The organism is Cytobacillus horneckiae (genome assembly GCF_002835735.1).
Classification (GTDB): domain Bacteria; phylum Bacillota; class Bacilli; order Bacillales; family Cytobacillaceae; genus Cytobacillus; species Cytobacillus horneckiae.
On sequence record NZ_PISD01000027.1, the window covers coordinates 38,952 to 52,525 of the forward strand.

Below are 13,574 nucleotides of genomic sequence, written 5' to 3' on the forward strand. Positions count from 1 at the left end.
TATGGCGCAGACTGTCAAGGTTGATCCGTTTACACAAGAGATTGTCAAAGATTCACTCATTGCAATTGGAGATGAAATGTTTATTGCTTTGGCAAAGACTTCTATGAGCCCAATCATTTATGAGGTGCTTGATTATGCAAGCGGCTTGCTGGACAGCAAAGGCCAGCTGCTTACACAAGGAAATGGTGTAACTGGCTTTATAGGCATGTTAACATTTATGGTAAAGCAAACTTTGGAAAAGTTTGGGGAAGGCGACCTGAAGCCTGGAGACATAATTATCATTAATGATTCATATGGAGGCGGAGGTTCTCATTTATCTGATGTCGGATTAGTTATGCCGATATTTCATGAAGGAGAAATAGTGGCGTTTTCCGCCAATAAGGCACATTGGACCGAAGTGGGCGGGAAGGATCCAGGCTCTTTCAGTAATGATGCAACAGATATTTTCCAGGAAGGCATGCAATTTCCTTGTGTAAAATTATACGATGAAGGAACGATTAACCAAGCACTAGTTGATATTATTAAGGCGAATGTAAGGTTTCCTGATTTGTCATTAGGTGATCTATGGGCACAAGTGGCAGCATTGAAAACCGGAGAAAAGCGTGTGAAAGAGCTATGTGACAAGCATGGAAAAGAAACTATCCTAAACTCTATTGATTACTTGCTTAATCATGGTGAAGCTCTTGCAAAAATCGGTTTGCGTAAATTGCCGCAAGGAGTTTTTGAATCAGAAGGGTTTATTGATGATGATGGCTTCGGAAATGGACCTTTTAAAATAAAAGTTAAGGTAACAATAACAGAGGAGAAATTTATAGCTGACTTCCGTGGAAGCCATCCTCAAGTACCTGGACCTGTTAACTGTTCCTATACTGCGCTAGTTTCTGCGGTCCGAACAATTTTCCTGGCGTTGACGAATCCTTCGCAGGATGCTAACGAGGGAGTGTTTAGGCCATTGGAAGTAATAACAGATAAGGGATCTATTCTTTCAGCAGAACGGCCAGCTCCAGTATCAATTTATTTCGAAAGTATGCAGGCAGGAGCAGATTTAATTTGGAAATCATTGGCGCCGCTTGTTCCTGAACGACTCACGGCAGGGCATTTATTGTCTGTTTGCTCGGTCGTTTTATCAGGAAATCATCAAGATACTAATGAACCATTTCTTATTGTTGAGCCTTCAGTTGGAGGCTGGGGAGCTGGGGAAGGACAAGATGGAGCGAGAGGACAATTTTGCATAGGTGATGGCGAAACCTATAATGTGCCAATAGAAGTGGCAGAAACTCGTTATGGAATCATGGTAGATGAATATAGCCTTCGCAACGATGGAGCCGGGGCTGGGAAGTATATTGGTGGTTCAGGGGTAATTCGTTCTTATAGGGCGATGTCGGATAATCAAAGTATTTCTGTTACCTTTGGACGAAATAAATTTGCCCCTTGGGGAAGTAATGGTGGTAAAGATGGATCAGCAAATGAGTTCATCGTCGAGAAAGCAAATGGTGAAAAGGATGGTCCATATGGAATTTATGCAAGGTATCCACTTAATAAAGGTGATGTAGTAAAGCTAATTACCGCCACCGGTGGTGGTTATGGTAATCCGTTTGAACGTTCTCCTGAAATGGTATTAAATGATGTGAAAAATGGATACATTTCATTAGAGCAGGCCAGTGAAGATTTTGGGGTTGAAATTGATAAAGATAGTTTTGAAATATTACAGATTAATAGAAAGTAATTATTAAGGAGAAAGAGATGGAAATCATTAAACTGAAAGACTTACTTAATAACGGTGAACATCAAACAGTATTAAGCTTATTTAATCAAGATGTGAAAGATGGAAGGATCACAATGGGAACAGCAACGATTCTGCCAGGAGAAAGAGTACCAAAAGAAGGTGCGTCAAAACATCGTGAGAATGAATATTCAGTAATTGTAAAAGGATCAATTGTTACAAAAACGGGCGGTAAAACGGTAATTGTCAAAAGCGGAGAGGCAACATTCATTCCTGCATGGCAAGAGCATGTTTCTTATAACGAGAGCGAAGAAAGCTGTGAAGTTGTGTGGGTACTCGTTGGCTGAATAAAAAACCCTGAGGTTTTCAGGGTTTTTTTAACTAAAAATAACAGAATATTAAAAATATACAAGGTGGAGGAAAAAAGGATGGCAGAAAATAAGATTAAAGACGAAGCGTTAGTTCCCGTACCATTAAATGAAAGGCAGCACTGGATTACACCTGCAATGATCTTCGGGGGATTGGAATTTTCTATTCCAGTGTTAATGGTTGGAGCTACATTGGCTGCGAGCTTTGGGCTTGGGCAAGTATTCCTTATTCTAATTGTCGCAATGTTAGTCGTTCAGTGGATTGGAAATGCATTACAAGGCCATATTGGTGCCAAGACAGGTCTATCCTCTTCAGTCATTGCTAGAACAAGCTTTGGATCAACACAAGCCCGGTTTATTGTAGGATTTACCATATTTTTTGTGTCAATGGGGTGGTGGGCAGTACAAACAGCAGTAGCAGGGAATGCACTTTCAGCTATGATTGGTATCGATTATACTAACAATTGGCTCGCGTGGGCAACTGTAACTACGTTGGCCGGAATTTCATTTGCTATACCTTCAATACTAGGATACTCTTCGATGAAGTGGACAGATTATATCGCCGTACCAGCTGGACTTCTTTTGGTAGCAGCAGGTATATTTTATGCATTAAGAAATACAGGATGGCAGGAAATAATCAACTGGAGTCCTGCATCTTCAATGACAATTCTCGCGGCAATTAGCTTAGTAATTGGCATAAATGTATCGCAATGGGTCATTGCATCCGACTATACAAGGTATGCTAAACCGAATAAAAAGGATTCAATTTTAATTCCATTAGGAATCATCGGTGTAGGCTTTCCATTATTCTTAGTAGGTTTTGTTATGTCTGTTGGCGTAGGTGACGCTGATATTGTAAATGTGATGATGAATTTAGGCTTTCCTGTTTGGGGCTTCCTAATATTATGGTTTGCAACATGGACAAGCCAGCTTGTGAATAACTATAGTATGGGATTGGCACTAGCAAATATGTTTAATGTTAACTCCAATAAAGGGCGGGTAGTACTAACTATTATAGGAACAATTCTATCAATTTTTTTGGCATTGGCAGGCATACTGGATTATTTTATGGATTTTTTAAATATGACAGCGCTTATTTATCCAGCGATTGCAGGAATTATGTTTGCTGATTTCTTTTTTATACGTAAGCAAAAATGGATAGATAACAATGGTTGGAATTGGATGGCTACCATTGGCTTAGTTTTTGGAGTGGTTGTAGGGTATATCACTCAATATGTTACACCATTTGGAATTCCAGCAATTCAATCTCTAATTGTTTCAAGCATTATTTATTTAGCGGCCATGCGATTAAAAGCAAAAATTGCCCCTGATCAATTTACTGCAGCTCCCTCATTAAAAGATTCCGAAGAGGCTAGGGTAAATAATTTAAAGTGAAGAAAATAATTTTGAAATAGGATATAAAAAAGGCATCTGAATACTCAGATGCCTAATTATCATTTTTTAAATACTGTTTTAAGAATCTCGTCCATGGACATATCGCTATCCACTTCGAATGTACCTGGGCGCAAATCATTTTCGTAGCCTTTTTTCTCAACGGCGTTGAAGAAGTCCATGCCTTTATTGATGATTTTGGCGCTTTCTAGCGCTTTACCTACATCGATGCTCGTCATGCCGGAAGTAACGGTAAGCATTGTGCGGTATACAGTTTCACCGTCACCCTTTTTATCGTTATTTTCCTTCGCTTTTTTTACTTCTTCTTTCAGCTTTTCATTTTCCTCTTTCAGGCTTCCTGAATCCTGTAAATCCTTGTTGATTTCTTTCCATTCATCCTCTGAGTGAATAATGAAGCCTTCTGCCTTTAATGCGGTCTGCATTTCGTCTGCGCTTAATTCAACATTCTTATCTTTATCTTGTTTTTCTGGTTCTTCTGCAGTAGCTGGTTCAGCAGCTTCAGTGTTTTTTGTGTCATTTGGCTCAAGAAAGTATGTAATTCCTAAAATAACAGCTGCCACGATTAATCCTCCGGCGAAACTGCGCATTGTTTTTTCACTCATTGGGCCACTTTGCTCCTTTCAACCTTATGTTTACCATATGGTGCTAGAAGGCTTTCAGCTTCTTGAACAGTGATTTTTTTCTTAGTAGCAATGCTTTCATACGAATAGCCGCGTCTGTGTAAATCAATGATTTCGCGAAGTAGTGCTCTATGTTCTGATTCCTGAGGTGAAACTCCTGCTTCTTGTGCCGTGATTTCTGCATCTATCTCCATGCGTTTAATTTGCTGCTGTAATTGATGAATTTCATCCATTAAGGAAAAAGAAACTTGGTCAATATGCTGTTCCTGCTGCACCTTTGATTGTTTCGCCTTAACAAATGATAAAATGAGCAAAACGACAGCTGCACCAAGTAAAATGGCAAGTACCCATTCCATCTAAAAAATCCTCCCTTATATGAATCTATTTTCCTGTGATTTTTTAATTATACCTTCCTTTTAGAAGGAATTCGATTATTTTTGTCAAAATCCCACAAAAGTCATGTGTTTGTGACAAAAATAGGCGACATAAATCATAGTCCATTTATAGTATAAGTGATTGTAAATAAAATTCAAGCAATCTGAATAGGTTTGTTCCAATTTTTTCTAAGCTTCTATAATAGTATTTTTTCATTGATTCACATCTGAATAAAGTATAAAATGCAATAAAAAAAGTGATAAGGGGAGCATCATGAATTCTGTATTTAATTTACAATCGGCGCAGTATAAAGATAAACAAAAGAATAGAGGCAGATTGCTTATCAACTGTCCAGATCAGCCGGGGATCGTTGCAACTGTTTCTAAGTATCTTTTCCAATACGGAGCAAACATTATAGAATCAAATCAATATTCAACTAATCATGAAGGCGGTAGCTTCTTTATTCGCATTGAGTTTGAATGTCCAAATCTACAGGAGAAATACAAGGAGATAGAGCAAAATTTCCAAGTTGTCGCCAATGATTTTTCTATGGATTGGCGCCTGCAGTTGGTTAGCCGGTTAAAGCGCACTGCTATATTTGTGTCTAAAGAGCTTCATTGTTTGCGGGAAATCTTATTGGAATGGCAAAATGGAGATATGATGATGGAGATACCATTAGTGATCAGTAATCATGAAGCAGCAAAAGAGCTAGTAGAATCTCACAAAATCCCTTTCTATCACATACCTGCAACGAAAGAGAACCGTCAGGAAGCCGAATCCCAGCATTTAAAACTGCTGGAGGAATTCGAGATAGATGTCATTATTCTGGCAAGGTATATGCAAATTTTAACACCGAATTTTGTTTCTGCACAGCCTAATAAAATTATAAATATCCACCATTCCTTCCTTCCGGCCTTTGTAGGCGCAAGACCTTATGACAGGGCATATGAAAGAGGGGTGAAAATAATTGGAGCAACCTCGCATTATGTGACAAATGATTTGGATGAGGGTCCAATTATTGAACAGGATATTCGCAGAGTTGACCACCGTGATCATGTCGAGGATTTAAAAAGAACAGGCAGATCGATTGAACGCAGCGTCCTTGCGAGAGCGGTTAAATGGCACTTAGAAGACCGCATCATTGTACATGGAAATAAAACAGTTGTATTTTAAACTCAACATTTCATAGATGATAGAAAAATAAGCCAATCATCCTACCTCTGGACTTTTCCAGAGGTATTTTTTTATAGAAACTATTGTAATAAAACAATGAAAGCGCTTAAGTAAATAGGTGATAATAGTCCCTCTTTAGAGGAAAATAAGAAGAATGTTAAATTTACAGCTCTTTCGCTTTGTTGGAAAACCTTACAAATACGTTGAATTAATAAGGTAATTGTTTTTAAATATAATTAAGTTTTATTTACAGAATATTTAATTTATTAGAAAGCGGAGGGATGACATGGAGGAATCTTTAAAAGTGGCTAACAGCCCAGTAGTCTGGATTATTGCATTAACTGTTATTGGCATTGTCATTTTTCAAGGAATTATTTTTATCCGAATGGCTGCTAAAACAAGTCAAAGTGTCGGATTAAGTAAACAGGATGTTCATCGCGCCCTTAAAATAGGTGCAATCAATGCGATTGGTCCATCATTGGGGATAATGGTTGTTGCCGTGTCTCTCATTACATTACTTGGTGATCCGCTAACATTGATGAGAATCGGAATAATTGGCTCAGCAGCAACAGAATCAATGGGTGCTTCACTTGCTGCCACTGCCTATGGAACTGAACTAGGGTCTTCAAGCTTTAATGCAGAGGCAATGACAACAGTTGTTTGGGTTTTATGTATCGGCGGAACAGGCTGGCTGCTATTCGTTGCCCTCTTTACAAAATCACTTGGAAAAATAGAAGCAAAGGTCTCTAATAGCGAAAAGAAAAATGGCGGCGTACCTATTATGATCATTGTTTCCAGCGCTGCGATGTTAGCTGTATTTGGAAATTTATTAGCAGGAGAGATGTTTAAAGGTTATGAGACAGCGATTGTCACGGTTTCAGCCGCAGCTTCGATGGGTATCGTTTCACTTATTGCGAATAAAAAGCCAAGATTAAAATGGCTTCATGAATGGTCATTAGGGCTGTCTATCATCGCAGGGTTAACAGTTAGTTATTTTACATTTTAATAAAGGCCAGAGAGTTTGCAGTTTTTTAAAGGAAGCGAAAGTTTCACTGACCGGCAGCGGAATGCAAGCCCATGAAAATGAAAAAATTTTAACAGCGCTTTAATAAAAGGAGATGATCCAACCATGGCAGTAACAGAGACTCGCTTGCAAACGAAGAAAAGAGAAGCAGTGCAAACGTATGAAATGAATACCTTTCATCAGAAGTCACATTTTTGGGGCAGGCTGACAATTTGGATGGTCACGATTTTAACTGTTTCACTCCCACTGTATCTCTCGTTTATATTAGGTGTTCATCCTGGCTGGCAGCCAATAGCGGTCGGAATGATTGCCTATGCAGCCGCTATTGGCTATGCATGGTTTATGGAACCAATCTCTTATTATCCCACTTTAGGAATATCAGGAACTTATCAGGCATTTTTAACAGGAAATATCGCAAATATGTGCCTTCCTTCAGCAGCTGCCGCCCAAAATGCAGTAGGAGTGGAGCCTGGGACGAAAAAGGGGGAAGTAACGGCAGCATTAGCGATTGGTGCAACGTCGCTCATGAATATGGCGATTCTTATTGTCATTATTATTTCTGGTTCTTATTTAGTTTCTGTCATCCCAGAATCAATCCAAGCTGTCTTTCCATATATTGTCCCGGCTATTTTTGGAGGAATATTTGCTCAGTTTGCCATGAAAAAACCGCAGTATGGGAGCGTTGCGATTGCAGTAGGCTTGACGGTTAACCTGCTGCCTATTGCGGCTTTTTTCAAAGGGATTATTTGCATTATCATCACAATTGCCATTTGCATTGGAATAGAGAAAAGAAGAATGAAGAGATGATAGGGATATAAAACACAGGGGGATAAGATAATTAAACAATTGGAGGTATCGTTATGGGGAAAGAGACTGTATTGGAATGGATTAATAATAATGAGAAATACTTTACAGAGATGGCACAAGATATTTGGAATCACCCGCAAGTTGCTTATGAAGAAGAATACGCATCTGCTTTACAGATGAAGGTATTAAGCGATGCGGGATTTTTCATAAAAGAAAGCATAGGAGGAGCAGAAACTGCTTTTATCGCCGAATATGGATCAGGAAAACCGGTTATCGGGATTCTTGGAGAATATGATGCGCTGCCAGGGCTGTCGCAAAAAGTGTCTGCCAAACGAGATGAAGTGACTCAAGGCGGGCCTGGACATGGGTGCGGCCATAATTTATTAGGGACAGCAGGAGTAGAAGCGGTAATAGCCATGAAGAATGCGATGGAAGATGAGAAGTTAAACGGTACAATCCGCTATTATGGCTGTCCGGCTGAAGAGGTATTATCAGGAAAGACCTTTATGGCAAGAGAAGGGGTATTTAATGATTTGGACTGTGCATTAACTTGGCATCCTGGTGTATCAAATTTTGTCGTAAATATGTCTATGCAGGCGATGGTTTCAGTTAAATTCCACTTTAATGGTATTACGGCACATGCAGCTGGAGCTCCCCATGCTGGCAGAAGTGCGCTCGATGCAGTCGAGCTAATGAATGTTGGTGCAAACTATATGAGAGAACATGTGCTGGACGGCTCTCGTATTCATTATGTTATAACGAATGGCGGCCTTGCTCCCAATATAGTTCCTGATCAAGCAAGTGTATGGTATTACTTGCGTGCATCGACGACAGCGCAAGTTGATCAAATGCTTGCAAGGGTAAACAAGATTGCCGACGGTGCAGCATTAATGACAGAAACAGCAGTGAGCTCAGAGGTGATGGCATTTGCCTATAATGTCCTGCCAAATGATACATTAAATGAAATCATGCTAGATAATATGAAAATATCGGGAGAGTTCTCATTTTCAAACGAGGAAATCGCTTTTGCAGAAAGTCTCGTTGAAACAGTTGATTCCTCTGTTGTTGAAATGTCTAAACAGCAATTTGGTATTCCTATAGAGGAGAGTCTTCCAACAAGTATGAATGAGTTTAAGCATTTAAAGGGACAATGCATGGGTGGGTCAACAGATGTAGGCGATGTTAGCTGGATAACCCCTGTCGGTCAAATTATGACAACATGTGCGCCTGTGGGTGTTCAGCCTCATTCATGGCAAGCTACCGCGTCTTATGGATCGTCCATCGGTTTTAAAGGAATGCACCTAGCAGCTAAATCGATGGCATTATCCATTTACGATTTATTAAAGAATGATGAATTTATTCGAAAAGCGCGTGAGGAGTTTATGAAAGAAACAAATGGAATAAAATATAAACCCGGTATTCCAGACGATCTTCTTCCTCCTAAGCTGCCATCACCATCTACATTCATGCATGTCTATAGTAAAAGCAACGGCACAGCGGTTTTAAGTTGTGCCGTTGCTTTTTTACCTAGCTCCACATGCGGAATTTGGCGTGCATTTTGGCTGCAAATGCGTCGAAACCGTTAAGCCTTCATGAATTTATCCTTGTAATGTGCCAATGCTAGTAAAGGAAATAAATATCGATAGCTGTGATAATGAAAATAAATGCTTCCGGCAAGTCCTTGACCGGCTGGATAATCTTCAGTCCATTTTTGGCCATCAAGCGATTGTAGTAAAAATTGGACGGCATCCTCCATCCTTTTATCAGGCTGCTTCGAAGCGGAAACAAGGGCATCTAGCGCCCATGCCGTATGGGTAATTGTACTATCTCCGAGAGGGATGTACATTTTCTTTTTGTCACTCAAACAGGATTCTCCCCATCCTCCATCATGATTTTGAATAGATTTAAGCCACTTTACTCCTGTCTGTATCGAAGGGTTATTAGTAGAAACACCAGAAGCCTTAAGCCCGGTGATGGCAGCCCAAGTGCCGTATATATAACAAATCCCCCAGCGGCCGTACCATGAGCCATTCTCTTCCTGATGTTTTTGTAACCAAGAAATGCTGTTTGTAAATGCCGGATCATCATGGGGCAAACTTGTATATTTACCGAGGAATTCCATTGCTCTTCCAGTTAAATCAGCACAGCTTGGGTCAGTCAATATATATTCACTATCCTGAATAGGGACCATTGCTAGTAATTTGCTATTCGTATTTTTTTCAAATGCAGGCCAGCCTCCATCATCATTTTGCATGGAAAGCAGCCAGTTTACTCCTTTATTCCATGCCTCTTTTACACTTGAATTGCCTGATACTGCACGGGTAATTGCCCTAAGTGAAGCGCTTGTATCATCTACATCCGGCTGAAAAGTATTAACGTCTGAAAATCCCCAGCCGCCAGGCTTGGCAGTTTTATTGTGAATGACCCAATCACCATACTTGCTCTGCTGTCTTTTTAACAAGTATTGATTTGCCTTTAGAATCATATTGTCAGAAGCAGGGACTCCGGCTTCCTGAAGCGCGTAGTTTATTAAAGAAGTATTCCATACAGTCGCTGTTGTTAATTGAATATGAGTGTAGCCTTTAACTGTTGTTTTAAATTGATATAAACCATTGACTGCTTTTTTGATGATCGGATCATTTTTTTTATGGCCTAGCGCCAATAACGAAAAAATCATTAGAAAAGTAGAGGTGATATAGCCAAATAATGTGCCGTCGGGTTCAATATGATTAAACATATATTGTTTTGCCCTACTGATGGAAAGCAGGTGCAGTTCTTTTGGAATCCCGATGATTTTTTTTGCGCTGTCCTGCAGCAAGGAATGAAGCGAACGCCATTCAGAAGAACGTGACCAGCTGAAGTAAGGATCATCTCTGGTGGTATAAAGGTTGGATAAATCAGGACTATTCGTAGTTTTTATTGCGAATTTCTTGTCGGCTACAATCATTAACGGGACTATATTTGCACGTCCATACACAGAAATGCTGTAGAAATTAATTGGAAAAGCAAGAGGAAGAATCATAAGTTCAATCGGGAGTGGGAAAAAGGATGGCCATTTATGCTGACCAGTAACTGAAAGAATTATTTTCGTAATGAAATGAGTATGTTCAATGCCGCCGTTATTTAAAATAAATCGTCTAGCCTCCTTCATCTTTTCATCTTTTTTACTGTAATAGCCTGAATAAAGAAGGGCATAATAGGCTTCAACAGTTAGGGAAAGATTGCCGTTTTTGCGTTCATCTTTAAAATGCTTCCAAGCGCCATTTTCACTTTGCTTGCTAATTATCCGCTTTACAAGTTCTTGAATTAACTCTTCATCATTAATTTCCAGGGTTCTTAATAAAATAATCATATAGGCATCTGTGGATATACTAGATTCAAATGGATATTCCCATGTGCCTGCAGATGTTTGATCATCTCTAAACTTTTGAATCAGCTGCTTGATTCCGTCTGCAATCTCCATGCTTTCATCACTCATTTCAAATAATAATCAATTTACTCATAGATATTCAAAGGACAAATTTATCATGCGTGAAGGGAGGTAATTGCCATCTTATTTCTAAATAAATGGCTAAAGCATCCTCAGCTTTCTAGACAGCTTAAATTAATTAAAAGCGGGCTGAAAGGAAAGGGAAATGAACCATTTAACGGTGCTGCTCTGACGATTGAGGAAAAAACAATCATTGATAATATCAGAAAAAAGACAGCTGTCTTAAATAAAAATAATATAACAAGAACAAAAGCATATCTTGATTTTTACATACAGCATCCTACCATGCACTGGCCCTTGCTAGCGCATATGGTTTCCAGAAATGCAGGCTGGAACATGACCGATTTAAAAGGAGACTTATTATCAAGACTCTTAACAATTGACGAGCAGGAGATGTTTTTTAGTTTTATGGAAAGGGCAAACTGGCTCATATTTCAAGATGCATATCCGCAGCTTTTACTATATGAAGAGAGTGTAAAACGGGGTGAGCCTTTATTTTATCTTTTGCCCTATATGGATATATCTATTTTTATGGAAGTGATATGGAGCCTTTTGTGGGAAACGGATCATTCTGATTTATTGACTATAGCGCTCATCATTAATGAGCAGAACTATATCGAAAACAGGGTTGTGAGGAATGCGATATATCAAAAAGAGGTGATACATACAATCGAATTTAAGCTGCAAGATATGTTTTCGTTTAATTATATTCTCTTTCCTTACACGAACCACAGTATTGTACACTTCTCTGGACAGGTCGTCCATTTATTTGATGAGTTAAAGGAACGAATATTGTTAGGAAAAAAGCTATATAGACTGCTGTTTCAAAACGAATCTACATTAAGAAGCATTGTTAAATGGGCCGTTAATCATGAACATACAGGTTCAAGAAAGGATTATTGGCCTCATATTTTCAATAATGTACAAGAGGGCTATCCCAATCAGCCCTATCATGCACGATTATCGAAAGGGAAATTAAAGAGCGGTGCAAAGAAAATATATAGTCCATCGTTAGTTTATGCCTGGGAAAATCAAATTCAGCCGGCAGCTGAAACTGGAGATTGGTATAGGGACGCTAAAATTATTACCGATTTAATTTATCGTAAAGAGAACGTTGATGACAAGATCAAAGAGAAGTATTGTGATTCATTAGAAAAACTGGAGCTGGCAGTAGTAGCAAAAAATATCATCTTTTAAAGAGAACTATCGATTAGAACCGGTAGTTTTTTCTTGTTTTTTGAAACTTTTCCACTTTAAAGCGCTTACATTTAGTTTTATCATTATGAATTATAATAAAATATCAAATTATCTTTAAATTTAAATAATAGAGTGATATTATAGTAAAATATCATTTGTATAAAGGAAGTGAAGTTAATGTCTCAGCTATTGGCTTTAGTTATTGTTGTAGGTATTTTATTTGTTGGAGATGTGGTAGCTACGCGAACGAAGGCATGGGTTCCGTCCATGTTTATCTGTGCTACGCTTTTCCTGTTTGGTTATTGGACGTTTTTTCCAACTAATATAGTTGAGATTGCAGGCATTCCACCCGCTGTTGCTACTATGCTCATGTATTTTTTAATCACTAATATGGGTACATTATTGTCTTTGCAAGAACTAAAAAGACAATGGAAGACTGTATTAATCGCTTTATCCGGAATTTTAGGAATAATCGCAATTCTTTTCACGATAGGCGCTTTACTTTTTGACTTTGAAACGGTTGTTGTTGCGATTCCGCCATTAGTCGGTGGTGTTGTATCAGCATTAATCATGTCAGAAGCCGCAGCAAACGCAGGGCTGATTTCATTATCTGTGTTCGCAATCGTCATTTATGTTATGCAAGGATTTGCAGGATACCCGTTGACTTCCGTTGTATTAAAAAAAGAGGGCAAGAACTTGCTGGAGAAATATCGCAATGGACAGCTTGCTTTGAAAGAAGCAGAAGGTGAATCTGCTGCAGCGTCTGAAAGTAGCGAATTAAAACTATTTAGAAAATTACCCGAGAAATATAATACAGATTTCTTTAAATTCTTCAGATTGGCAGTAGTGGCATATTTAGCCTTCTTAGCCTCAGAGCTGCTATCACCGCTTGTTTCTGTTAGTCCATTTGTTCTATGTTTACTATTTGGAGTCATTGCAACAACAGTTGGTTTTCTGGAAAGACAGCCGCTGCAAAAAGCAAATGGTTTCGGCTTTGCAATTATGGGTCTGATGCTTTTTATTTTTGATGGTTTAAATCAAGCAACCCCTAGTATGATGATGGAAATTCTCTATCCTTTAGTAGCATGTATCGTATTAGGTGTCATTGGGATGTATCTTTTCTCATTTATTATGGGGAAAATCCTGAAAGTAAGTAAAGAGATGGCTTTTGCTGTTTCATTAACTGCACTGTATGGGTTTCCGGCGGACTATATTATTACGAATGAAGTAATTAAATCATTAACTGACGATGAAAAGGAAAAGGCGGTATTAACAAGTCACATGCTACCACCGATGCTTGTAGGCGGTTTTGTCACTGTTACAATTGTTTCCGTGATTCTGGCAGGTATTTTCGTTGGATTCTTATAATCATTCCGTTGTTTCG

General features: G+C 38.9%; 12 protein-coding genes. 9 read left to right on the forward strand and 3 right to left on the reverse strand.

Translation table 11 applies throughout. The annotated features are described in order from the left end of the window. Window position 1 precedes the first annotated feature (1 nt). The 3 genes from CWS20_RS12740 (at window position 2) to CWS20_RS12750 (ending at window position 3,486) form a co-directional block, all read left to right on the forward strand. Window positions 2-1,726 carry a hydantoinase B/oxoprolinase family protein gene (locus CWS20_RS12740; protein WP_180321514.1) on the forward strand — a complete coding sequence of 575 codons (1,725 nt, stop codon included), beginning with the start codon at window positions 2-4 and terminating at the stop codon, window positions 1,724-1,726. A gap of 17 nt (window positions 1,727-1,743) precedes the next feature. Then, a complete protein-coding gene (locus CWS20_RS12745; protein WP_066195451.1) occupies window positions 1,744-2,070 on the forward strand; it encodes a cupin domain-containing protein in 327 nt (108 codons plus the stop codon). Between the two features lie 81 nt (window positions 2,071-2,151). Continuing rightward, window positions 2,152-3,486, forward strand: a complete 1,335-nt coding sequence (locus CWS20_RS12750) for a cytosine permease (RefSeq protein ID WP_180321515.1) — start codon at window positions 2,152-2,154, stop codon at window positions 3,484-3,486. A gap of 59 nt (window positions 3,487-3,545) precedes the next feature. On the opposite strand, the gene CWS20_RS12755 is transcribed toward CWS20_RS12750, so the two are convergent. Together CWS20_RS12755 and CWS20_RS12760 are read right to left on the reverse strand one after the other, a co-directional pair. Beyond that, window positions 3,546-4,106 carry an MltG/YceG/YrrL family protein gene (locus CWS20_RS12755; protein WP_066195457.1) on the reverse strand — a complete coding sequence of 187 codons (561 nt, stop codon included), beginning with the start codon at window positions 4,104-4,106 and terminating at the stop codon, window positions 3,546-3,548. After that, a complete protein-coding gene (locus CWS20_RS12760; RefSeq protein WP_066195460.1) occupies window positions 4,103-4,480 on the reverse strand; it encodes a hypothetical protein in 378 nt (125 codons plus the stop codon). The genes CWS20_RS12755 and CWS20_RS12760 overlap by 4 nt, the downstream gene beginning before the upstream one ends. A gap of 292 nt (window positions 4,481-4,772) precedes the next feature. Here CWS20_RS12760 and purU point away from each other — a divergent pair, with 292 nt between their 5' ends. The 4 genes from purU to CWS20_RS12780 all read left to right on the forward strand — a co-directional run bounded on the left by purU (window position 4,773) and on the right by CWS20_RS12780 (window position 9,089). Continuing rightward, complete coding sequence (gene purU / locus CWS20_RS12765) at window positions 4,773-5,672, forward strand: formyltetrahydrofolate deformylase (RefSeq protein WP_066195464.1); 900 nt, start codon at window positions 4,773-4,775, stop codon at window positions 5,670-5,672. Window positions 5,673-5,958: 286 nt separating this feature from the next. Beyond that, a complete protein-coding gene (locus tag CWS20_RS12770; protein WP_066195466.1) occupies window positions 5,959-6,678 on the forward strand; it encodes a DUF5058 family protein in 720 nt (239 codons plus the stop codon). Window positions 6,679-6,801: 123 nt separating this feature from the next. Further along, entirely contained in the window at window positions 6,802-7,503 is a 702-nt protein-coding gene (locus CWS20_RS12775) for a small-conductance mechanosensitive channel (RefSeq protein WP_066195468.1), read from the forward strand. Between the two features lie 53 nt (window positions 7,504-7,556). Next, window positions 7,557-9,089, forward strand: coding sequence for an amidohydrolase (locus CWS20_RS12780; protein WP_066195471.1), 1,533 nt, complete (start codon window positions 7,557-7,559; stop codon window positions 9,087-9,089). On the opposite strand, the gene shc is transcribed toward CWS20_RS12780, so the two are convergent. Next, the gene (gene shc, locus CWS20_RS12785; protein WP_241504177.1) at window positions 9,086-10,966 is read right to left on the reverse strand and encodes a squalene--hopene cyclase; all 1,881 of its coding nucleotides are present in this window, start codon (window positions 10,964-10,966) and stop codon (window positions 9,086-9,088) included. The two genes, CWS20_RS12780 and shc, sit on opposite strands and share 4 nt — an antisense overlap. 81 nt (window positions 10,967-11,047) lie before the next feature. On the opposite strand from shc, the gene CWS20_RS12790 reads away from it, so the two are divergent. Both CWS20_RS12790 and CWS20_RS12795 read left to right on the forward strand, forming a co-directional pair. Next, the gene (locus tag CWS20_RS12790; protein ID WP_101226320.1) at window positions 11,048-12,190 is read left to right on the forward strand and encodes a DUF2515 family protein; all 1,143 of its coding nucleotides are present in this window, start codon (window positions 11,048-11,050) and stop codon (window positions 12,188-12,190) included. A gap of 177 nt (window positions 12,191-12,367) precedes the next feature. After that, window positions 12,368-13,558 (forward strand): hypothetical protein, encoded by a 1,191-nt coding sequence (locus tag CWS20_RS12795; RefSeq protein ID WP_066195480.1) that lies wholly within the window; start codon window positions 12,368-12,370, stop codon window positions 13,556-13,558. Window positions 13,559-13,574 lie beyond the last annotated feature (16 nt).